The sequence below is a fragment of the Butyrivibrio sp. FC2001 genome (assembly GCF_000424125.1).
Lineage (GTDB): Bacteria > Bacillota > Clostridia > Lachnospirales > Lachnospiraceae > Butyrivibrio.
The window spans coordinates 113,173-137,007 of record NZ_AUJH01000004.1; the positions used below are offsets into that span (position 1 = coordinate 113,173).

A 23,835-nucleotide genomic window follows, 5' to 3' on the forward strand; every position below is an offset into this window, starting at 1 on the left:
TTTGTAACACATGTTATTCTTTTAATATAAATGCCTTTATTGTCTCTATTGCACTTCTAAGCTGATATTTGATCAGGAAAACCGCATCATTGTATTCCGGATTATCATATTTCATCTTTTCCAGAAGCGGATATACATAGTCCTGAGTCTCCTCAACATATTCTATGATTTTTTCTTTGGAAAAAGCCAGTGACATCAGACATACATTGTTGCATCTGTCGAGAGCTTTTACTATCGATGCTGTGCTGTTGGTAGCAATACCGTCAAAATATCGCTTCCTTGCTTCCTCAGTATCAGAAAAATCGTCCGGCTTGGTCAATAATGCCACTGCACGCTTTACCGGCACTGAAAACGGCAATTTTTCCGGTTTTACACCACAATCCTCGCATACATCATGCAGTAAAATCGTAGCCAGAACCTGATCATCCTTTATTCCCATAGCATGCGCATGACACGCCATCATCAAAGGATGTGTTATGTATGGAATATCATCCTGCGTGATCGGATTCTTCTTTCTCTCCTGTCCTTCATGCTTATCCCTGGCATAATACAATGCCTGATATGTCTCTGAAAGATTCTCCTCTAACGCATATCCCATTAGACGTGTAAACATGTGATCCTCTGAAAAAATCTTTTCATTAAGGATCCATGATGGTTTTTCTGAATCCATAGCTCTCTCCATTTAAGGGTTGCCAACAAAAGACTTTATCGTTGCGGTATAAAAAAAGGATACCACATCAATGAATCTTTGTGAGGTATCCTTTTATTAAATCTTTATTATTTTATTGTCTGTTAACTATATTACGAACCCAGACGCCCTTTTTCACCAGTATAAATCCTATTGTACTCTTTATAAGCTCAAGTGAGCAAACGCAGAAATAAACCATCACAACAGGCATTATCACATATCCTGCAAGTATTCTTGAAACAGGAACGCTCACAGCCCATGTAAAGCAGCTGTCAAACAGGAAGGTCACAAGGGTCTTTCCGCCGGATCTTAGCGTGAAATATGCTACATTTGCGAAGGCATTTACCGGCATTACCACTGCTACTACTCTGATAAATTCCATAGCAAGATTCCTGATTTCAGGCTCTGTATTGTATATTTGAGGGATAACAGGCGATACTGAATACAGAAGCGCACCCATCACAAAGCAGCTTGTTATGCTAAGTGCAGCCATTCTCCATGCATATACTCTTGCCTGCACAAAATGCTCTGCACCAAGCTCCTGTCCTACAACTATCGACGTAGAGTTACCAAGAGATATAAACACTTCGTTGAATATCTGCGCTATGGTATTAGCAATATTCATTGCTGCTATTACTTCTATTCCACGTATGGAGTAGCTCTGCAGAAGTACTGCCTGGCCAAGACTCCATAAAAACTCATTGGCAAGAAGCGGTAAGCTCTTGGACATTATTGGCCATATCATATTAGTCGGTACATGGAAGTTCTTATAAACTCCAACCAGGAACGGATATTCATCTGAACATAAATGGCCTCGTATTATTACTATTCCCACTTCTACGAATCTTGAAATAACAGTTGCAATTGCTGCTCCGGCCACACCCATCTTGGAAAATCCGAAATGACCGAAAATAAGGATGAAATTAAATACAAAGTTAATTACCATCGCGGTCATACTTGCAACCATAGGCAGCGTAGTTTTTCCTGATTCTCGTATTGTTCCGGAATAAACCTGAGTCAATCCAAAGGGAACCAGCGAAATCAGCATAATATCAAGATAATTCTTAGCAAGTCTCAGCGTCTCCTCTGCTTCCTTAGCAGGTGTATCCGCAGCTATATATAGTTCAATGAGGCTTTTTCCTGCAATACTGAAAATAATTACTGCAGAAACAGAAATCACCAGCGCAACTATCAGTTTAAAACGCATGGTGATCCTCACTCCATCATAATCTCTTTTTCCAAAAAATTGTGTTCCGAATATCCCGGCACCCGCAAGCGCGCCCCAGACACATAACATAAAAACGAACATCAGCTGATTGACAATTGCGACAGCTGACATAGCCAGTGTTCCTACCTGACCTACCATAATGTTATCAAGCAGACCCACCACGTTAGATAATGTATTCTGTATGATCATTGGCAATACTACCATTGCCACTTTTCTGTAAAAATGCGGTTCGCCGATAAGACATTCCTTCAGGGGAAGCTTAATCTTTAAAGCTTCCTCGACTGTCATATCGCTTTTTTTCATAATTTAATTTGAAACTCCATCCAATTTATCTGCAGCTTCGTTTGAGTACTTCTCCAGAATATCAGTAAGCTCGGAATAATCTTCCTCTGTAAGCTTATCCTTAGCATAGTCCTTAAGTCCGTCAACATCCTTATTGCTGATGTATTCCTGAACATCTGACATGTCCTCAATTGACATATTATCTACAATAATATCAGTAACCTTATCCTTATCTTCCTCAGATACAGAATCAAGCATCTCCTTAACCTCTGAACTGGACTCGCCTGCATACTGCTCTACAGCCTTATCAACAACTGTCTTGGCTACACTCTTGATTACTTCCTTTTTTGCATCTTCTATAGCACCCGTTATTCCACCGCTCTTGGAATCATCAGTGTTTTCAGCAGCTGCTTCCTCTGTACTGTCTGCATTTTCACTTTTAAAAAGTGAATCCTTGCTATAAAGATAAATAGCACCGATTGCCAATACTACTACAAGTGTAACTACAAAAGATTTAACAATTTTTTTCATAATACTTCCTCTTTTACATTGAAAAACCCCGGAATACCGTAGTACTCCGGGGTCTAAGTTCATGATCTAAATTACTTCTTGTTTACAAGATCCTTCAGGGCTTTACCAGCCTTGAACTTCGGAGCGATAGAAGCAGGAATCTTGATGGTATCACCAGTCTGAGGGTTCTTACCAGTTCTAGCTGCTCTCTTTGTGGTCTCGAAAGTACCAAAGCCAACGAGCTGAACCTTATCCTTCTTCTTAAGTGTTTTGGAAACTACATCGATGAAAGCCTTTACAGCCTTCTCTGAATCCTTCTTGGAAAGACCTGTTTCCTTTGCAATAGCTTCTACAAGTTCTGTTTTATTCATTTTTATTCCCCCTTTTAGGTTTTTTGAAACTAAAGCAATTCTAACACTAACTATCATCTAAATCAACGCTTTTATACGGTTTTTCGCATTTAGATGAATTTATGTCCTATTTCACAGATTAGTGTTATTATTATTTATATAGCAAATAATCTGAATTGGAGGGGGATTATGGGCGCTGAAAATCAAAAAGATGCTGAATTACAGGATATTCCTAGCAAGCCTGAGGAGGGTGAAAAAGCGAAAAAGCTTAAGGCCGCTCCCGATGAAGTATTGGCTAAGGCCATCCATGAGATGCTTATGAAAGACTCCGGGGCCGAATAAGCTATATCCGTTTTGACATCATAGTATCATGATGTTTTGTTGTCGTGGCCCTTCATAGCGCATTCTCTGTACACATTCCTGACTGCATTTCTGTATTCAGCTATATTTTTTGCGGTCCTTATCTTATGAATCAGCGGTTCTGATTCAGCTCCATCCTTTGTTACCAAAAGATTCCCTACATAAAACCATATCTCCTTCATTTTATGCATTATGGATTCGTCTGCAGGAATCTCTATCTTAAAATTTTTCTCAAGATCCGTCATAAATCCCTTTAATTCGTCCAGAGACATCTCTTTACCGCCAATTATCTCCCGTGCAAGAGCAGGATTTGCAACAAGACCTCTTCCCATCATAATCTCATATAGATCAGGGTAATTATTTATGATATTGTCATAGTCCTGTGGCACGAAAATATTCCCATTGTAGCCCACGGGATTAGTACTGTTATCGTATGCCCATTTAAACATCTCCATATCCGGAGTTCCTTTATACATCTGTGTCCGTACCCTTGGGTGAATGATAACCGCTGCAAAAGGGAACTTATTAAGGACCGGAAGTATGTTTTCAAACTCGTGAGGATCTGTTAATCCAAGGCGTGTTTTAGCCGTAAATTTGATTTCGTTTGTTATTTTATCTTCAAAAACTCTGCTAAATATCTCATAGAGCCTGTCCGGATCCGACAGCATGCCCGATCCCTTATTTTTACTAACTACCGTTCCGACAGGACATCCCATATTTAAATTTATTTCGTCATATCCACGCTCATGAAGGTAATTTAAGGCCCATATGATTTCATCGGAATCATTGGCCATAATCTGCGGGATTATTCGTAACCCGTTATCTGCATTGTTTTCCGGAAGTATTTCACGCATATCGCGCTTTTTAATGGAATGATGCTTATAAACTGATAAAAAGGGCGTGTAATAATAATCCAGCCCCTCGCCAAAGTATTTATGATGGGTATTCCTATAACAATAAATTGTTATGCCTTCCATCGGTGCAAAAGTGTTTCTCATAGTTCTAATATCTCCACAAATTCTTGGACATAAGGATTTCATCGTGATAGGTTCCATCCATCATCTTAAATGCCTGCGGAACCTGTCCACACTCTATGAATCCCTTTTTCTTATATAATCGCAGTGCCCGTGCATTATCGGCAAATACGCTAAGCTCCAGACGCTCATATCCACAGATTCCGGCGAGCTCTATGGCCTGATCAAGCAAATGAGCCCCTAAACCAAGATTCCAGTACTCTTTCCTCACTACAAGCTCTGCAGAGGCCCTGTGTCTCATTTTGAAGGTAATTCCTACAGGACTGACTGATGTTATTCCTATTATCCTGTTCTTATCAAAAATGGCTATCATGCCCAAATGCTCTGCTCTATTATAATTCCCGAGGATTTCTGCCTCTTTTTCTACTGAATTCTCTATTTCATATGGATATCTGGTCAGATAAATCGTCTCACCGGCCACATCACGCCTGAAGGCCAGGACTTTCTCAGCATCGTCCCTTGTAGGTGTTCTAAGCTGGAATTCTTCTCCCCTTTTTGTTGTTACTTTTCTCTCTTCTATCTTCATTTTGATCCCCAAAAACTACTAAATATAAATACATATCATTTGCTATATTTAAGTAAATTAATGACTCACTCAGTCATTAATTTGAATATTTTTCATACATCTATTATGCAATAAAAAATCCACAAAGTCGATAACTTCGTGGATTTTCTTGAAATTAAATATTACCATAATTATTCCTAAACGCTTTATGCGAGATATGCACAAACATAATCATCTGCTTCATGTCTCTCAGCTGTAAGATCAATTTTTGATAAAATGTCAGCCATTTTTTCTGCAAATAATGCGTGTCCCTCAGCAGACATATGTACCCCATCAAATGACATCTCAAGATCCCATTCACTGGCATCAGCAAAGAAAATGCCTACTTCCTGGGCGATAATATCAAGCTCTGCGGAAAATCTCTTCCTCTGAGCCTCGGCTTCTTCAAGATTTTCATCCATATGAGGAAGTATTCTTGGCGGAGAAATGAGAAGAAAACCGGTCTTATTATCTATAAATTCCTGACGCTCCAGCTGACGCTCAACAAAATCTCTCATTTTAGAAGCAACTGTCTCTGCATCAGGAACTGACATATTTATAAGATCATTTGTACCCAGCATTACCGCAAATAGATCAAGGGGACTATTCTCAAGTACGGTCTTATCAAGAGAAAGAAGCGAGTATGCATTATCAGGAATTACTCTTCCGTTCATTCCGTCAGCAAAAACACGCCATTCACCGTACATTTTTTTTGCCAGAATATCGGTCCATCTCTCAGATTCCGGAAGCCGACCACCCATCATTCCTCTGGGATCAAATCCGTAAACATTGGAATCACCGTAAAAAAGAAGCTTTTTCATTTGCGTCACCCAGCCCTTTCAACATTTTTCTACGTTTACAAAAACAATATACCACACAGATTATGAATAATCTGTGTTTTTATAGATTTTTTATGAAATTCAGCCTTTTTTTCTGAATTTGTCGCAATTAACACACATATTGATGCAATATTGAACTAACAATGTCGATATTTTGTACTCATATAGTTATCATATCTACATGTAGGTATTGCATTTTAAATGACTTTGTGATATCTTTGTGTCTGTATTTTTTTATACAAAATAATTTATAGGGGGATGCGTAGAAGATACGCGAATAAGATCATGACAAAGGATGTAACTATTAGTCTTGAAAACGAGAAACAGATTATGAAGTTTGTGCAGATGAACTCTAAGTCATCTTGCCAGGTTGATGTAAGAAGCGGCCACAGCTATATCGACGGTAAGTCAATTATTGGTCTTCTCTCACTCAATCTTTTCAAACCTTTATATGTATCTGTAATTGGAGATTCTAATAAAATCTCAGATCTTATCAGTGGCTATCAGGAATGTCATTTAGTGACTGGCTGAAATGTATGAAAAAAGAGCTCATCTGAGCTCTTTTATTTTTGCTAAAAAGCTCAAATTCCGAGGATTTATCGGAATTTGAGCTTTTCTTAATGAATTAATACTGATAATTAGAAGTTATCCAGTAATTCAGATTCCATATCATCATATGAAAAGGACCCCTGAACATACTCTCCAACTATGGGTTTAGCTGAATAACCGGCTGTAGTATAGTTATTTCTTATCGCTGATATCATCCAACCAACAAAATTCTCAACCTGATTGCTCTGTCTGCTGTATAAATCATAAGCCTGTTTTATCTTATCTATATTATAATCAGCAGCCTTCAATATTGATCTTATCTCAGAGGGCTTAACTCTCTCATCGATAATATCCTGAACCTGATCCATATACTCAAGCTCTTCAGCAGGATTTACCTTTCTATCCTTGAGATTTAAATCATTATAGGTGTTATTTTTATTCTTTATCTTAGGGTTAACATCTATCTTAAACCTGATGCTTACTACCTTCCCACCTCTTCCGGCTTTAACCGGTTCATAATCAAACCAGATGCTTGTGGTCTCATTTAATTCTTTCTGAGCTTTATCCAATGCGAACTTCTTAAAGTTACCAAAGGTCTTAAGTTTACCGGCTCCGTCTGACTTATCGGCCTGTCTCTCAATAGCATCATAATCAGGATTACCCTTCTTAAGTGCACTTATAATAGCAGGATCTGCCTGTGAGTCAATGATTCCCAGGCGGAGCTTTAAGTCTGTAAGGTGATATTGTATGTAATATGGGCCTTCCTTCTTGGTTATAGCCCTCTGTTTATCCATCTCAGCCTTCAAAATCTCATAAAGTCTGAAGGAATAAACACTATTAAGCTGAACTGCTTCCGCAAGGCTCAATACCGTGTAATTGTTCTGCAAATTAGCCAGGTACGGAGTAATCTTACTATTATACCTTACATTGAGGACTCCATTCTTAAAAGAAGCGTCTGTAATAACATTTATAGCCTCAATTTCCTTGGTATCATCATTAGAATAGATAATTCTCCAATCCAATATGGATGGCTTGGATTTAGCCGGTTCTATGGCTGATTTGATATGCTCATAAAAGGAGCCACCCTTTACACCAAAGATTTTCTTAAGATCTGTTCCATATATATTAGCTTCTAATGTGTTATCGCCCGGATTAAGCTCTGCCTTTGCAATACTTACTGCGAAGAGCTTCTGGACTAGAAGTGTAGATCTACCTTTAGAATTTATAAGTGTATTTGCTTTTTTGTAATGTTGATTAGATAAAAAGCTTTCGATAGCAGTTGTTTCTTCTTCTATCTGTTTTTTGGATTTTCTCCCCAAAACAACCTCCTTTACCCCATAAGGTCTATTTTCATACCTTTTTAGTACTAATTTATTATAGTGCTATTATAGCACACTGTAAACAAAAATCCCTCATTTTATTAAAGTTATACCTAATTACATCTATTATATACCCCTTAACTAATAACTTACGTGATATTGTTTGTTATTAAAACTATTTGGCGATAATTAAGTTGACTGATACGGTCAGCGGCTAAATTGACCAAACAAGTATTTTTTTTTTACGTACCTTTTTACTACTAAATTATATATTTATATACCTAATTACTACTAAGAAACACTCAAATTATACCTTAAAACTACTAATAAAGTTTATTTATGTACCCATTTGCTACTAAGTACGCCATTATTAATCTTTTTCCGGTCAATAAGAATTCGTATTTTTTCCCTAATATCGTCTTTTCTAATGTATTTTACGTATTATTATCCCTAAAAACTACTATGTTATTCAAAAACATCCCCAATAACTACTAATAAAGCTATATATAACCCCTTTAACTACTAATAAAGGATGGATATTACCCTTTTTTCTACCTGAAATATACCATCTACTGCTCAATGGCTCTGTATCTGGTACTGTCCGTATTATATCTACCCAAAAACTACGATAAAAAACCCTATTTCTTATTTACCATCCCAAAAACTACTAATAAAATTGCTCGATTTTCCCTAAAAACTACTAACTTATACTTTATACCTAAAAAAATATCGCAAAATACGCCCCTTATATCTATCATCTTTATCCATATTTCTAACAAACATGGACCCTTTTTCTATCATTCTTCTCCCATTAAACTATATAAAAAACTCCCAGGAAGCGCTTATTTACTGCTTCTCTGAGAGTCCTAATTAATAAGAAATTTGTTGTTAATTAATATATTGTTACAACAAAGTGTTGTTACATATTTAACTGTTCCATGAAAGACTTATATTTAAGATATAAATCTTTATTTTTCTCATAATCCTGTTCAATAAGATTACTGATATATTGCTGATAAGATATCTTACCTGACTGAGTCATAAAATCAACGTAGGATCTAAGTTCACCTAAACGGATATGTAATACTCCACTACTCTTTTCTTCTGGAACAAGAGGAATAGATTTCTTTGATGAAACCTTTGAAAATGTCTGAGGTTCATCAAAAACAGGTGATATATTTGTCTGAACTGTAGGATTAACTACAGGAGTTTCAACATAAGTAGGAGCTACAGGCTGAACAGGTGTCTGAACATATATAGGAACAGGCTGCTGTACTGGCATAGGCTGAGGCTGAACTGGTGCAACAGGCTCAGGAATCTGCTGAACAACGGGCTGTTGAACTGGCTGTACTACAGGCTGAGGAATAGGCTGTTGAACAGGCTGCTGAGGAACCTCTACTGTTGCTTGAACCTGTACCGGAGGAACCGGTTCAGGAACTACTTCAACGGGTTCATTCATAACAGGCGTAACCTCTTTAACCTTCTCAGGCTCTGGTGTTGCAGCTTTCTTCTCTTCTTTTTTTGCTGTCACTGTTTCGGATTTTTTACTAGGTGTGTCCTGCGTAGGCTGCTCATTAACCATTTTCTGGAAATTTTTTGCCATTGCGGTTTTCAGATCCTTCTTCATTTGGACTCTCCTTTCAAAAATTCCTTTACAAATGCTTCATAATCCTTAGTTGCACGTGCATTTGGAGCATAATCAAATAATGACTGGTTTAAGGTCTGCGACTCTTCTACAGCTACATTCTGATGTATTTTTGTGTCATAAACCTTAATTTCATACTCTTTTGCGAGCATTTCAATACCTTCAAGCCAAATGTTAGCATTATTGGTATTTCTGCAATTTGTGACCAGAATACCTGCTACATCAAGATCAGGGTTATTTAAACGCTCTGACATAACTGAAATCCATGAAAACAGCATATTTGCACCGTTTGTAGCAAAAGCTTCAGGTGTCATAGGAACAACTATCTTATCTGTGATTGCAAGTACATTTTGTGTAATTAAAGCTAATGTAGGGCTGCAATCAATTATGCAAAAATCATAGCTTTTTTTCAGCTTTTTGAGTGCTCTTTTCAGCATAAATTCTCTGGATGTAACGCCAGAATAATCAAGATCTGCTGATGTAAACTCAATTCCACCGATAATAAGGTCAATATGGTCACTAATAGGTATTATTGCTTCATTTATATCAGCTCCAGGCTCACCTTTTTCTGTCTTAAATACATCTGATAAGGTTGCTGCCGGTATATTGTATAAATCGATTCCTGCGGCCTGGCTAAGGTTTTCCTGTGGATCTGAGTCAATCATAAGCACAGAATACTTCTTTTTTGCTAAACCGGACGCTAATGCATAAGTTGATGTTGTTTTTGCAACGCCACCCTTTTGGTTGCAAAATGCGATTGTCTTCATTTTTTCCTCCCATTTTTTCCGTGTTATTTCTTATTTATATTATCATTGATGTTTCGATGTGTAAAGATTTTTATACATTGATATAAGAGTTTCATGATATATGAATATATATGTATAGTGATAATACTATATTAATGTAATCTAATATCAATATATTATTGTATAGATATAATAATATAATCAGATACATATATATTAGAATAACATAATATAAATGTATCTAAATAATAAAATATAAAGTAATAATGATATATAGATAATAAAATACAAAGAGATAATGTAATCAAAATATAAATAATAAACGATATATATACATCATTAATGTATTGATACTAATACAGCATGATATATTATATCATAACAGCATGATGTATTTATGTTGATGTATATATAATGAAACATCAATACATCACGATGATATAAATACATCAATATATAAATATATTAATAAAACATGAATATAATATAAAAATATATAAATATAATAATCTCATAAATTATACTGAAGATATGATAGAAAAATCTATAAAATTTCCTATCATAAATTACGCCAGTTGGAACAAGGATATTAATATAATTTCAACTATCAACTAATATATAATGATGTCATGACATCATTATATATGCTATATATTGTGGTTAATAAATTTAAAAGCCTATATATAGAGTGTGAATTAAGTAGATGTGAATATATAATTGTATTATGATGTTATCTGATCTGGCATAAAGAATCAATAATTATGATATATAATGATATGTGGACATAAGTGTATTTAGAGGTGCTGATGTTTGTGTACAAATGTAAAATGATGTCATTGTATAAAGTAACATCGAATTGATAAAGTATCATAGTAGCACGATATTTTGAAGATGTGATATTTAAATGTATAAGTATAAATATAACATGAAGACATGATGTATATAATAAAGATGAAAATACATAAGAATATCATGATGTCATGATGTATTGATATTCTTATGTATAACATCATAGTATAAATATAACATGATGATATAAATAGATGATGTAATTATAAGGTGATAAATAGATATATTATAATAATGATGATATAATACAAAAATAGAAAAATAATAATATATCGAAATATATAAATATAAAAGGAATATGATATAAATATATATAAATATAATTAGGTAATGATAAAATAGAATAAAAATATTTATATAAAATGAGGGTAAAATATATAAATATATTTATGTATAGTGAGCAAAATATATAAATATATTTATGTATAGTGAGCAAAATATATTGATAAAAGTTGAAAAAGATGATAATATAAATGTGTACTTTTACATATTGATACTCATGATTGAGTAAGGGTTGAAAGAGGACTGGATCCAGGATAAAATCCGAAAAAAAATCCTGAAAAAAATCCGTGATTTTTGCCTGAATTTGCATAGAAAAGCAAAACTAAAATTATTTCATTTAAATATACATTTCAATATATAATGCTCATATATAGAATATTCATAATAGTCTGTATATATATGGGGTATATTCAAATAAACAGATATTTAACGTAATGCACATACAATTAATTTATTTCAGGCGTTATGAATGTGATATTCGGCATAATTATCATAATCTAACAAAAAATAAATATATAAAATTATAAAATAAAATAATATAGACTAAAATAGTCAATATAAATAAATAGCACATGCTATCTATCCAAGAAATCCATAGATTTAAATAAATATAGAACAACACGCATTATGTTTAAATACAACAACTTAATGTTAAGTATATAATTGACTATAAAGGTCAATTTTCAATTGTTTATATTATATGTACAATATGAGGAGAATACACAATTTTGCATGAATTGAGTTATATTATAGATATTGTTAATACAGTAGTGCATGAAATGGAAACACAAAAAATAGATCGTGTAAACAAGATAATAGTGGATGTTGGCGAAATGAGCGGAGTAGTACCATATTATCTGCACAAATACTATCCAGAAGCGGTGAAAGATACAAAGTTAAAGGATACCTTACTGGAAACGAATGAAGTTGAAGTAGAAATTGAATGTGAAGCCTGTAAAACAATTTATCACCCGGATAAAAATAATAAATACAGATGTCCAAAATGTAGTGAAAGGAAAGGGAAGCTTTTAAAAGGAAAAGGAATCCAGATCAGAAGCATAGAAATCGAAGAATAATCTGAAAAATAATTACAAAAAAACCGATAAATTATATACAAAAAGTACAATCCTAGTTGTCGATACAACAATATGAATATGTATAATGATGTGATGATGTCATTATACATAGGAAATTTAGAAATAATTTCGAAACGGAACGAAATTTTATCATTTTTTAATTGTTTGAGCGACGATTTAGGGTTTTTTTTGATAAATTTATGATAAAATAGAAATTGAATTTGAGAGATACACCGGAGCGCAAATATAAGTCCGGAATTAAAAATATGGAGGTTCATAATGGCTAAGAGAGTACTTATTACAGATGATGCCGCTTTTATGCGCATGATGTTGAAAGACATTCTGACAAAGGGTGGTTATGAGATTGCCGGTGAGGCCGAAAATGGAAAGATCGCAATCGACAAGTATAACGAACTTAAGCCTGATCTTGTAACTCTAGATATTACCATGCCGGAGCTTGATGGTATTGGTGCTCTTAAGGGTATTAAGGCTGCAGATCCTAACGCTTGTTGTATTATGTGCTCTGCCATGGGTCAGCAGGCAATGGTTATTGAATCAATTCAGGCTGGTGCAAAAGACTTTATCGTTAAGCCGTTCCAGGCAGATCGTGTTCTGGAAGCTGTTAAGAAGGCGATTGGATAAATAATAAAATAAATCAACCGATTTGCACTAATATTTTTTAACAGATGCACCGATATATTTATTAGCAACGGAAAGCAACCTGTTTCCATGGAAGGGAAACGACATGGAAACAGGTTTTTTATGCCTTTTTTTAGGCCCGTTGCGGTGATCAAAGGATGGATCGCAAGCTTGATAACCATATAGAAAGCTGCCAGGCTGCCCCCTGGCAGCTTTCACGTGTTATAATACATAAAAACGAAAAAGGAGGACGAAGAAGTGGGGAGCATAAAAGAGCTTTACAATCGCGGTAAAACTGTACTTTCATGCGAGATTTATCCGCCTAAAAAGGAAGATGAGTTTGCAAACATATATGCAAAGCTGGAGCGTTTATCAGAGATAAAACCGGATTTTGTAAGTGTAACCTACGGAGCAGGCGGATCCAATGCAGGAAAAGCCGTAGAAATAGCAGATTATGCTAAAAATAAAGCAGGATTAGAAGTTGTTTCACACATAACAAGTGTCGGATTCAGCAAAGAAAAACTAATCGAAGGGCTGGATAAATTTAAGGAAATAGGAATAGATAACATTCTGGTGCTTAGAGGCGACAGACCAAAGGCTATGACAGACGAACAGTTTAATTCCAGAGATTTCCTTCATGCCAGCGATATGGCGGCCTTTATCAGGGAAAAAGGCATGGATTTCACCCTGCTTGGTGCGTGTTATCCTCATAAGCATCCGGAGGCTGTTACAGAGGAAGAAGATGTTCTTAATACAAAGATAAAGGTTGAGAGTGGTTGTGATGTGCTTATTTCGCAATTATTCTTCGAAAATGAGTACTTTTATCGTCTTAAGGATAAATTATATGGTTTAGGGGGAAAAGTGCCTATTTCGGCCGGAATAATGCCTGTTACGAGTGCAAAACAATTAGGTACAACAGTTACGTTATCCGGAACGACGGTTCCTGAGGAATTATCCTCTATAATATCAAAACACGGAGATAATCCGGAGGAAATGCGTAAATATGGCATAGATTATGCTATAAGACAGGCAATGGATCTAAAAGAAAAAGGAGCTGAGGGTATTCATTTTTATATAATGAATAAGCCTGAATTGGCAAAAGAACTGATAGATGCAGTAAAATAAAACCGTAAAAATATAAAAACAAATAACCCGTCGCTTTCGCGACGGGTTATTTTGATAAGAATATATATAATTATATTTTAATAATCAAAGAGAAGTGAATCTTTCAGTGGTTTCACTGAGTTGTTCGGTAACATCTGTATTCTTATCAATAGCAATTGATATCTTTTTAATACCACCTACAATCTCGGTAGAACTCTCAGCAGACATTGAAATTGCTGTAGAACTCTCCTGGATTGATGTAGTGATCATCTGAATGGATTCAACCATTTCCTGCATGATATCGTTTAGGTGATCAGCCTTCTCGGTGAAGGAATTAAGCATATCGTCCATTAAATCGGCTGTATGCTCGTATTTTTCGCCTGTATCAACGAATTCATCATAATCACCAAGAACTGTACCATTGATGAAATCAAGGGCATCCTGAGCGTTTTTGGCAAGTGCATTAACGGCCTCAGTAACCTCATTACTGATCTCCTGAATCGTACCAGCTGTTTTTCTACTGTTGTCAGCAAGGGCGCTGATCTCAGTAGCAACGACTGCGAAGCCTTTTCCTGCTTCACCTGCTCTTGCAGCCTCGATTGATGCATTAAGAGCAAGAAGATTGGTCTGTGATGCGATATCAAGAATAACATTGGTAAGCTCGTTGATCTGTCCAACCTTTTCGGAATCCTTAACAGATTTGGTAAGTGTATCGGACAATGTAGCCATCTGATTACCGGCATCGGCCTTTTTGTGGGTTACACGATCCTTTAAGGTATTTGCTTCTTCCTTGATTGAAAGGGCGGTAGTAGTACCGTTAGAGGCTTCATCAGTAATGGCCTGAGCTGCAGATTTAACATCATCAACTTTTCCGTTAATAGAGGATACTGTGTCAGCCAGTGTCTCCATATTTGCAGAGAGCTCCTGAAGAGCTGCAGAAGTGTTTGTTACGTTGTCATCTGCCAACCGTAGCTGTGATACAACTTCTTCGGATGAGGATGTAAGAATAATAGAACCATTCTTGACATCACGCATAATTCCCTGCAATGTCTCAATGAAATGATTGATACCAGATGTTATGAATAGGAGCTCAGATTTAGTCTTTGTCTTGATTCTTGCAGTAAGATCTCCCTGTCCCTTTTCAATATTGGAAATGATCTCATTAACCTCATCACTGATACTTCTGATCTTCTTAACGATGTTGTTATAGCTTATCAGGAAGTTAATGATGATAAGTACGAGGATAGCTACCATACCAAGGATAACAATGACACGTCCTGATTTGAGAAGCTCATTCATCATATTGGTTGTGTCGCTTGCAGCGTTTGTAATTGCGTTATCCAGAGCCTTTGATGAATGGAAGATAGCGATCTTCTGGATTTCTGCCTTATCAAAAAGAGTAGTATAGGCGCCGGCCTGATCACCTGAATCACAGCGTGAGATTGCATTATCAATAAGTGCGGAAAGTCTGGAATATTGGTCTGATATTTCCTTAAGCTGAGCCGTAGCTTCTTCGTCATTAAAGGATGCAAAATCCTGATTTAACTGATTGATATCAGCCTGTATAGTTGACTTTGCTACTTCAATCTGGGGAAGCAGAGCTTCCTTGGTCTCTATAGCGTCAGCTGCGATATATCCGGTGGTCTGGTCATACAGTGACATTACATCGGATTTTAGGTTCGCTTCATGCTGAGTCAGGCTCATCATGGAGTCAAACATCTGTATACTGGTATTTGTCGTTTTCTGCATCGAGGACATAACCAGCATCATAACGAGTACGAAGGCAATGAGCATAAAAAGGTTAAGTGTCATAATCTGAAAAAGTATGGAATTAACCTTTTTTACGGTAATACCAGCACTGCCTGGATTTTCATAACTTGTGTTATTAGCCAATTTAGTCACCTCCTTAAAGTTTTGAATACCAATCGGAAGCGATTGATTTTAATTCGTTAATAAATCCGGCTTTGTCGATTTCACCGCTTGCGAATTTGTAGAATCCGAAGGAAAGACCCTTTTGTCCTAAGCCTTCAGGCATGCTCTGCCAGTGCCAGTTTGAGGTTTTTCCGGAAGATACATAACTGGAAATAACCTTAGCAAAGGGATCTGTAGCTACATATTTGCAATCAGTAAATGGACTGATAAATCCAGCATCTTCTACAAGGATTTTCTGTGCTGTATCCTCTGAACACCACTGCAGGAATGCCTTTGCGGCTTCGACGTTACCTTCCTTGGGAATTGCCCACCAGGAAGGAGCACTTGTAAGGATTGTATCCTGACCATCCATGAAGCAATAAGGAAGCATACCTACGTCAAAATTGCCGGCTGCAGCATAAGCGTCTGCTTCAGCGCCTGTCATTGTTGCACCGATCCAGGAACCCTGTGTAACAAAAGCATATTTGCCTGATGCAAAGCCTGCTACCTGAGCGTCATAAGCGCTTTCTGTAAGCACAGCAGGATCTGAATACTGATTGAATAGCTCGATCATGTCAGCAAAGGCTGATAGTCTTTCGTCATCGAATTTTCCACCATCATTCAACATATCGATGTATTTGGTATCTGAGCGATCAAGACCAGAATCGAGATACGTTCCAAAGACATGGTTTCCGCTAGACCAGCCTACATCATTGGGCTCTGCGCAGTATCCTATAACAGCTGTCAGTCCGAGTTCGTCTTTTTTAGCATCAATGGTTTCGAAAGCGCTCTGTAATGCGGAAGGACTTGTTATAGAGGCAGGATCTATGCCACATTTGGCGAGGATATCTCCATTATATGCAAGGCCGATAGCCTCAGTAGTATAAGGGAAGCCTAAGGTGCCATATGTGGGATCGATATACTCAGCATCTGTTCTGGTAGCCCAGTTTTGATCGCTGAGATCTACAAGAAGTCCATCCCAGCTACCAAATCCGGATGCCTCGCAGGCAATAATGTCCGGCATCTGATCGGAAAGATAATAACCTTTTATGGTTGCCTGTACGTCAACACCAGCAGGAACGGTTACTACAGTTACAGGGACACCGGTTTCCTGCGTATATTGCTTGGCGAGAGCTTCAATCTGGCTTGTAACCTCACCCTTGATGTTTAGCAGGGTAATTGAACCAGTGGTACCGGCATCAGTTTCTTCGACACTTTCTGTTGTTGCTTTATTACAACCAAAAGTAAGAAGCATCAGCGCAAGTACCGTTATTAAAGAAATAAAGCGCCTTTTTTGCATACCTTTAAAAACCTTCCTTTCCACAATAGTTTTGATATTTATCCATTTATAATTATATGTGGAAGTACGTAGGAATATGATTAAATAAGTATAAAATAATGATAAATAATAGACTAAAAAAGAAAAATTGTGCAAAATACAAGGCGACACATCAATATATCATGTCATCATGATGTATAAAAAATATATTGTTAAACCATATTTCAGAGAATATAATTGGAAGGCAGATTGTTTGAGAAAGGACGGGAAAAATCGATGAAATTTTCTGAAATGCCATATAAGCATATAGATATGGATGAAGTAAAAAGCTTCTTTGAAAAGCTGATAGAGGATTCAAAAAATGCAAAAAGTGGAGAGGAGCAGTTTGAGCTTCATAAAAAATTCTATGAATTTAACAATGACCTCTATACTAACATGAGAATTGCCTCATTCCGCCATGATGTGGATACAAAAGAGGAATTCTACGCAAAAGAGCAGGAGTATTTGGATGAGATCAGTCCTGTAATAGAACAGTACAAGAATGATTATCAGAAGGTACTGTACGCTTCTCCTTATAAGTCATATCTTGAGGAGAAAATCGGCAAGGTGGCTTTCAAAAACATGGAGCTTAACTTTGCATCAATTAATGAGAAGATACTGCCTCTTATGCAGGAGGAAAACGCGCTTATCAATAAATATGACAATATCATAGCTTCAGCAAGAATTCCTTTTGACGGAGAGGAGTACAATATCTCACTTCTTCGTAAATTCCTTACAGGTAACGACAGAGATACAAGAAAACGTGCCTGGAAGGCTCTTTCAGACTATTTTATGTCTGTAACCGATGAAATTGACGATATCTATGACAAGCTGGTCAAAAACAGGACACAGCAGGCAAAGGAGCTGGGATTTGACAATTATATCGAGCTTGGCTACAACCGTATGACTAGAAATTCATACAGAAGGCCTGAGGTTGAGAGCTTCAGAAAGCAGGTAAAGGAGTCATTTGTTCCTTTTGTAACAAGGATTCAGGAAAAGCGTCGCCAGGAAATAGGTGTTGATGAACTGAAATATTATGATAACGAGGTTTATTTTAAGAACGGAAATCCCGCACCGATAGGCACTCCTGAGGAAATCATGAAGGCCGGACAGACAATGTATAGAGAGCTGTCTCCCGAAACTGCTGAGTTTATCGATGTTATGATGGAAAATGAGCTCTTTGATGTTCTTGGAAGAAAGAACAAAAAGCAGGGAGGATATATGGATTTCCTGCCAAAGTATAAAGTGCCTTTCATTTTTGCGAATTTCAACGGTACAAGCGGAGATGTCGACGTTGTAACCCATGAGTGCGGACATGCTTTCCAGGGGTATGTAACTAAAGATGATGAAATAATCGAGCACAATGACATAACAATGGAAACAGCCGAGATTCATTCAATGTCCATGGAATTCTTCACATACGGATGGATGGACAAATTCTTCGGTGACAGAGCAGATGATTATTTTAAGATGCATCTTGAGGATTCAGTAACATTTATTCCTTATGGATGTATGGTCGATGAATTCCAGCATATTGTATATGAGAAGCCTGAGATGACACCGACTGAAAGAAAGCAGGTATGGAAGGAGCTTGAGAAGACCTACAGACCCTGGCTTGATTTTGATGGAGATCCGTTCTTTGACGAGGGTGGTTTCTGGCAGAAGCAGGGACACATTTTCTGGAGTCCTTTCTATTACATTGATTATGTTCTTGCCAGCGTTATTGCAATGCAGTTCAAGGTATGGATGGATAAGGACTACAAAGATGCATGGAAACATTATTTACAGCTTTGCAAAATATCTGCAAGCGAGTTCTATGAGGACATGCTGGCAGAGGTTGGCCTTAAGAGTCCCTTCAAAGATGGCACTATTGAAAGCCTTGCAAAGGACATGGCCGAAAAAGTTAATATTTGACCGAAATAAGGGCAATAATAATGGGATGCACATTTTATATGTGCATCCCTGTTTTCTTGCGAAATACGCGAAAATATTGATGATTATTTTTGCATAAGTGATTCAAGCTTTTCTTTGTTGATCTGACCGTTGGCAACTGTATTAGCCATCCAGATCTTAAGGGATTCTACAGTCTGGTCTATCATAGCAAGCTGCTTCTGAATATTAACAAAATCAGGAAGCTCATCATCAGAGATAACTCCATCAGCAGTGATGTCGATCAGTCTGTTGCGCTGCTCGTCAAGAGAGTTAAGTGAAGACAGCATGGCAAGTACGATTTCAGATAAAGTAGATTCCTTTGCAACAGGTACGGAATCCTGACCGATTCTGCATTCATGTGTGCAATAAAAATTGCATAATTCAGGCTTTTTGTATGCCTCTGCCATAGCAACTACGTCCTCTGGCTGAATAGCTGTCTTTTCGGATTCGATTTTCTCAAGACGGCTTTCGCTTATGAATCCTATACGTTCACTGGCCTGAGCTCTTGTTAATCCTGCCTCCTCTCGGCTTTCAAAATAAATATTCTTGTTCTCTTTGATGGATTTCTTCCCCATTTGTGTTCCTCCGTTACTTTAAAGCATACCATAAGACTATGATGCGAATAATTCTAATACAATATCATGTGATATGCCTACTGTTTATTGGAATTTTTTTATGCAGTAACGGAATTTTTTGCTAAATTCAGCCATTCCTTGATATCGGAAACGCCGGGATGTGCTTCGAAACTGTCATTATTGGCAACTACCAATGTAGGAGCCTGCATTATTCCGAATTTTTCAGCCAGATCTGCATTTTCATTAGCATCTATCAGTTCATAGCTTATTCCTGCTTTATCCAAAAGTGCTCCTGCGATCTGACAATTAGGACAGGTTGCTGTCTTGAATAAAAGAATAGACTTTTCTGAATGATCGGTTGCTTTTATTAAATTATTTTCAAGCTCGGCTGCGGTTTTAACAACTGTTTCCATGGTAGGAGACTGAACCGGCTCGCCTGTAGGGTTACCAATGCCGCGCTTGTGGTTTAAGGTTGAATGAGCGATGTCATAAACCTTTCTATCCTTGTATTCCTGAGCTTTTCCGTCGTTCCAGTTAGCTACAGGACGATAATAGCCTGTTATACGGCTATAAACCTCGGTTTTCTTGCCGCAGTGAGGACAAACAGCCTGCTCACCTGCAAGATATCCATGTTCCTTACAAACTGAATAGGTAGGAGACATGGTGTAATAAGGAAGTTTGTAGTTCTGCGCGATCTTGCGAACAAGATTAGCTGCAGCCTTCCAATCAGGAAGCTTCTCTCCAAGGAATGCATGGAATACAGTTCCGGATGTATATAATGTCTGAAGCTCATCCTGGATATCAAGAGCTGAGAAAATGTCCTCAGTATAACCAACAGGAAGGTGTGAAGAGTTAGTATAATAGGGCGTTCCATCCATATTGGCTGTTATTATATCGGGATAAAGCTCTTTGTCATGCTTAGCAAAACGATATGTTGTTGATTCAGCAGGTGTAGCCTCAAGGTTATAGAGATCACCGTACTGCTCCTGATAATCAGAGAGACGGTCTCTCATGTGTGTAAGCACTTCCTTGGTAAACTCCTGAACCTTTATATCTGTCATATCAGCACGGAGCCAGTTTGCGTTAAGACCAACCTCGTTCATGCCGATAAGACCGATTGTTGAAAAGTGGTTGCTAAAGGATCCGAGGTATCTCTTTGTATAAGGATACAGACCCTGATCAAGGAGCTTGCTGATAACCTGTCTCTTGGTATTAAGGCTTCGTGCAGCAATATCCATAAGGTGATCAAGACGGTTGTAGAAATCCTGCAGATCCTTCGCCTGGTATGCAATTCTGGGCATATTAATAGTTACTACGCCGATAGAACCTGTTGACTCACCTGAACCGAAGAATCCACCGGATTTTTTGCGGAGTTCTCTAAGATCAAGACGAAGTCTGCAGCACATGGAGCGAACATCGCTGGGTTCCATGTCAGAATTGATATAGTTTGAGAAGTAAGGAGTGCCGTACTTTGCGGTCATCTCAAAGAGAAGCTTGTTGTTCTCTGTCTCGCTCCAATCAAAATCACTAGTTATTGAATATGTGGGTATAGGATACTGGAAACCTCTGCCGTTAGCATCACCTTCGATCATAATCTCGATGAAGGCCTTGTTTACCATATCCATCTCATGCTGACAATCACCGTATGTGAAATCAACCTCTTTGCCGCCTACGATGGCATTGAGATTCTTAAGGTCATTGGGAACTGTCCAATCAAGAGTAATATTAGAGAAGGGAGCCTGAGTTCCCCATCTGCTGGGCGTGTTAACGCCGTATACAAAGGACTGTATGCACTGCTTCACTTCATCCTGTGACAGATTGTCTATCTTAACAAAAGGAGCAAGATAGGTATCAAAGGAAGAAAAGGCCTGTGCGCCTGCCCACTCATTCTGCATGATGCCAAGGAAATTGACCATCTGATTGCAAAGAGTAGAGAGGTGATTAGCCGGAGCAGATGTTATTTTACCCGGAATACCGCCGAGACCTTCCTGGATCAGCTGCTTAAGACTCCATCCTGCACAATAGCCTGAAAGCATGGCAAGATCGTGGATATGCAGAGCTGCGCTTCTGTGAGCCTTGGCGATCTCATCGTCATAAACCTCTGAAAGCCAGTAATTGGCAGTTATAGCGCCGGAATTGGAGAGAATAAGACCACCGATAGAATATGTAACGGTAGAGTTCTCCTTTACACGCCAGTCGTTTATTTTCAGGTAATCATTGACAAGATCCTTATAGTTAAGAAGTGCAGAATTAACGTTACGAACCTTCTCTCGCTGTTTTCTATACAAGATATAGGTTTTTGCAACATCAGAGTAGCCAGACTCTGAAAGCACCTTCTCCACGCTATCCTGAATCTGCTCGACTGTTATTTTGTCGTCAGAGATCTTACTCTCAAAGTCAGATGCAACACGCAGAGCAACTAAATCTATCACACTTGTGTGATAGGGCTTCTCTAATGCCACAAAAGCTTTGATTATAGCTGAAGAAATTTTGGAAATGTCGAACTTGGCGATACTGCCATCACGTTTTACAACTTCATACATAAGAATACCCCCATAAAACTTATACACCCATATCTATAAGTTATCACAGAACATATTGGTGGTCAATATATAGATAGGGGTATCATATAAAATACTAGATATAGTATTTTGCTCCTATATATCGGGAATTGAAAATTGCCTATTTAATAGATACTTGTTTTGATATATTATTAAAATGTTGTAAAAATATGCTAATGAGGGAATATTATTGAAACAGTTTAATTTTGAATTAACAGCAGTAACAGATGTGCAAAAGGCTCTGACAGATATTTATGCTTATACTCAGAGACAGCCATACAGCGCAATTCTTTTCCATCTGTATACTATGAAGTTTAATGATGAGGATATCAAAGCCGTTCAGAGCGAGATCCTGGAGATGTATCCCAAGGCAGCAATAGCAGGAACCAGCTCAAATGGTGATATTTGCGATGGTCATCTGGCAGAAGACGGCCTTGTAATGGCAGTTTCCGTTTTTGATACTTCCGATGTAAAGGCGTATCTGTTTGAGTGCAAGCCGGGGGAAGAGAGCGAGATTGGAGCCCGGATAAGGCGCACAATTGATACTACGGATAAGGTCTGTGCTGCGGAGATATTGCTTACTTTAAAATCCATTAATTCTACTGCTATATTGGATGAAGTTGAAAAGCTCGAGAAAAAAATCAAAATCTTTGGAGCCGGAAGTGCAGGCTGTGAAATAGAAAATACAGAAACAAAAGTTATTGATAGAGATAAAATATGTAGCTCCGGAGTAGTACTTATTACTTATGCGGGAGACGATCTGCATGTAGATGTACATCACGCTACCGGCTGGAAGCCTCTTGGTAAAGACCTTGAGGTTACAAAAATTGTAGGAAAGAAGCTGTATGAGCTTGATGGTGTTCCTGCAGGCAAAATTTACAGTAAATATCTTGATATTCAGGCAGATGAGAATTTCTTTGCAAACATGCTTGAATTCCCGCTGTTGTCAAAGCAGCACGGTTATGATGTTTTGAGACTGCCGTTTTCCTGTGATACAAAGGATGATTCCATCAATCTTGCGGCAAATATCAGACAGGGTACAACCGTGAACCTCTCATACGGTGATCCTGATGTGATAAAGTCAGACGTGGAGGATCTGGTCTGGAATGTCAGAAGCTTCGCGCCTCAGGCGGTGTTTCTTTATTCCTGCGGAGTCAGAAGACTGTATTGGAAATATCTTATAAATAAAGAAACTGGGCCTTTTAGCTTTATCGCGCCGGTGAGCGGTTTCTACTCAAGCGGTGAGATCATGAATATGGGCGACTATATAATAGAGCATCATGTGACTCTTATTGCCATTGGTATGAGAGAGGGCGGACAGGCGCTTTCTCAGCCCACCGGAATAGGAGATAAGGCGATAGAGGTTCCCGAGGAGCAGAAGATTCATGGACAGATATCCATGGTCAGAAGACTTGCGAACTTCATAAACGTTACGGCTGCTGAACTAAGAGAAGCCAACAGCGATCGTTAATGCTGTTAATTTAGATAGGAGAA

At 37.7% G+C, this 23,835-nt stretch carries 21 protein-coding genes; 7 read left to right on the forward strand and 14 right to left on the reverse strand.

The window, feature by feature from the left end; genetic code table 11:
* Positions 1-13: 13 nt before the first annotated feature.
* The 4 genes from G601_RS0102390 to G601_RS0102405 form a co-directional block, all read right to left on the reverse strand.
* Positions 14-670, reverse strand: a complete 657-nt coding sequence (locus G601_RS0102390; RefSeq protein ID WP_026664368.1) for a bifunctional (p)ppGpp synthetase/guanosine-3',5'-bis(diphosphate) 3'-pyrophosphohydrolase — start codon at positions 668-670, stop codon at positions 14-16.
* A gap of 112 nt (positions 671-782) precedes the next feature.
* Entirely contained in the window at positions 783-2,219 is a 1,437-nt protein-coding gene (locus G601_RS0102395) for an MATE family efflux transporter (protein ID WP_051205494.1), read from the reverse strand.
* Between the two features lie 3 nt (positions 2,220-2,222).
* On the reverse strand, positions 2,223-2,729 hold the full coding sequence (locus G601_RS0102400) for a hypothetical protein (RefSeq protein ID WP_026492534.1): 507 nt from the start codon (positions 2,727-2,729) through the stop codon (positions 2,223-2,225).
* 71 nt (positions 2,730-2,800) lie between these two features.
* Positions 2,801-3,079 carry an HU family DNA-binding protein gene (locus G601_RS0102405; protein WP_026492535.1) on the reverse strand — a complete coding sequence of 93 codons (279 nt, stop codon included), beginning with the start codon at positions 3,077-3,079 and terminating at the stop codon, positions 2,801-2,803.
* 168 nt (positions 3,080-3,247) lie between these two features.
* Here G601_RS0102405 and G601_RS25950 point away from each other — a divergent pair, with 168 nt between their 5' ends.
* Positions 3,248-3,400 carry a hypothetical protein gene (locus tag G601_RS25950; RefSeq protein WP_155834437.1) on the forward strand — a complete coding sequence of 51 codons (153 nt, stop codon included), beginning with the start codon at positions 3,248-3,250 and terminating at the stop codon, positions 3,398-3,400.
* A 26-nt stretch (positions 3,401-3,426) separates the two neighbouring features.
* Here G601_RS25950 and G601_RS0102415 read toward each other — a convergent pair whose 3' ends face one another.
* The 3 genes from G601_RS0102415 to G601_RS0102425 form a co-directional block, all read right to left on the reverse strand.
* Positions 3,427-4,416, reverse strand: a complete 990-nt coding sequence (locus tag G601_RS0102415; protein WP_026664370.1) for a tRNA dihydrouridine synthase — start codon at positions 4,414-4,416, stop codon at positions 3,427-3,429.
* A gap of 4 nt (positions 4,417-4,420) precedes the next feature.
* Positions 4,421-4,978, reverse strand: a complete 558-nt coding sequence (locus G601_RS0102420; protein ID WP_026492537.1) for a GNAT family N-acetyltransferase — start codon at positions 4,976-4,978, stop codon at positions 4,421-4,423.
* Between the two features lie 185 nt (positions 4,979-5,163).
* Positions 5,164-5,817: a GDSL-type esterase/lipase family protein gene (locus tag G601_RS0102425; protein WP_026664371.1), complete on the reverse strand. Its 654-nt coding sequence runs from the start codon at positions 5,815-5,817 to the stop codon at positions 5,164-5,166.
* Positions 5,818-6,093: 276 nt separating this feature from the next.
* Between G601_RS0102425 and G601_RS21570 the strand changes: the two genes are divergently transcribed.
* A complete protein-coding gene (locus tag G601_RS21570) occupies positions 6,094-6,366 on the forward strand; it encodes an HPr family phosphocarrier protein (RefSeq protein WP_155829537.1) in 273 nt (90 codons plus the stop codon).
* Positions 6,367-6,473: 107 nt separating this feature from the next.
* On the opposite strand, the gene G601_RS0102435 is transcribed toward G601_RS21570, so the two are convergent.
* The 3 genes from G601_RS0102435 to G601_RS0102445 all read right to left on the reverse strand — a co-directional run bounded on the left by G601_RS0102435 (position 6,474) and on the right by G601_RS0102445 (position 10,115).
* Positions 6,474-7,703, reverse strand: coding sequence for a replication initiation protein (locus tag G601_RS0102435; RefSeq protein ID WP_026492539.1), 1,230 nt, complete (start codon positions 7,701-7,703; stop codon positions 6,474-6,476).
* Between the two features lie 919 nt (positions 7,704-8,622).
* Complete coding sequence (locus tag G601_RS0102440; RefSeq protein WP_026664372.1) at positions 8,623-9,330, reverse strand: hypothetical protein; 708 nt, start codon at positions 9,328-9,330, stop codon at positions 8,623-8,625.
* A complete protein-coding gene (locus G601_RS0102445) occupies positions 9,327-10,115 on the reverse strand; it encodes a ParA family protein (protein WP_026664373.1) in 789 nt (262 codons plus the stop codon). Before G601_RS0102445 ends, G601_RS0102440 begins: the two co-directional genes overlap by 4 nt.
* A 1,838-nt stretch (positions 10,116-11,953) precedes the next feature.
* Here G601_RS0102445 and G601_RS0102450 point away from each other — a divergent pair.
* The 3 genes from G601_RS0102450 to G601_RS0102460 all read left to right on the forward strand — a co-directional run bounded on the left by G601_RS0102450 (position 11,954) and on the right by G601_RS0102460 (position 14,065).
* A complete protein-coding gene (locus G601_RS0102450; protein WP_035790220.1) occupies positions 11,954-12,301 on the forward strand; it encodes a hydrogenase maturation nickel metallochaperone HypA/HybF in 348 nt (115 codons plus the stop codon).
* 279 nt (positions 12,302-12,580) lie between these two features.
* The gene (locus G601_RS0102455) at positions 12,581-12,943 is read left to right on the forward strand and encodes a response regulator (RefSeq protein ID WP_022761203.1); all 363 of its coding nucleotides are present in this window, start codon (positions 12,581-12,583) and stop codon (positions 12,941-12,943) included.
* A gap of 255 nt (positions 12,944-13,198) precedes the next feature.
* Positions 13,199-14,065, forward strand: coding sequence for a methylenetetrahydrofolate reductase (locus tag G601_RS0102460; protein WP_051205497.1), 867 nt, complete (start codon positions 13,199-13,201; stop codon positions 14,063-14,065).
* Positions 14,066-14,149: 84 nt separating this feature from the next.
* Here G601_RS0102460 and G601_RS0102465 read toward each other — a convergent pair whose 3' ends face one another.
* Both G601_RS0102465 and G601_RS0102470 read right to left on the reverse strand, forming a co-directional pair.
* The gene (locus G601_RS0102465; protein WP_026664376.1) at positions 14,150-15,937 is read right to left on the reverse strand and encodes a methyl-accepting chemotaxis protein; all 1,788 of its coding nucleotides are present in this window, start codon (positions 15,935-15,937) and stop codon (positions 14,150-14,152) included.
* Positions 15,938-15,950: 13 nt separating this feature from the next.
* Complete coding sequence (locus tag G601_RS0102470; RefSeq protein WP_026664377.1) at positions 15,951-17,255, reverse strand: ABC transporter substrate-binding protein; 1,305 nt, start codon at positions 17,253-17,255, stop codon at positions 15,951-15,953.
* A 255-nt stretch (positions 17,256-17,510) separates the two neighbouring features.
* On the opposite strand from G601_RS0102470, the gene G601_RS0102475 reads away from it, so the two are divergent.
* Positions 17,511-19,187 (forward strand): M3 family oligoendopeptidase, encoded by a 1,677-nt coding sequence (locus tag G601_RS0102475; protein WP_026664378.1) that lies wholly within the window; start codon positions 17,511-17,513, stop codon positions 19,185-19,187.
* Positions 19,188-19,270: 83 nt separating this feature from the next.
* On the opposite strand, the gene G601_RS0102480 is transcribed toward G601_RS0102475, so the two are convergent.
* Together G601_RS0102480 and G601_RS0102485 are read right to left on the reverse strand one after the other, a co-directional pair.
* Positions 19,271-19,780, reverse strand: coding sequence for a helix-turn-helix domain-containing protein (locus G601_RS0102480; RefSeq protein WP_026664379.1), 510 nt, complete (start codon positions 19,778-19,780; stop codon positions 19,271-19,273).
* A gap of 98 nt (positions 19,781-19,878) precedes the next feature.
* A complete protein-coding gene (locus tag G601_RS0102485; RefSeq protein ID WP_026664380.1) occupies positions 19,879-22,323 on the reverse strand; it encodes a ribonucleoside triphosphate reductase in 2,445 nt (814 codons plus the stop codon).
* 208 nt (positions 22,324-22,531) lie between these two features.
* On the opposite strand from G601_RS0102485, the gene G601_RS0102490 reads away from it, so the two are divergent.
* Complete coding sequence (locus tag G601_RS0102490) at positions 22,532-23,812, forward strand: FIST signal transduction protein (protein WP_026492549.1); 1,281 nt, start codon at positions 22,532-22,534, stop codon at positions 23,810-23,812.
* The last annotated feature ends 23 nt before the right edge of the window (positions 23,813-23,835 follow it).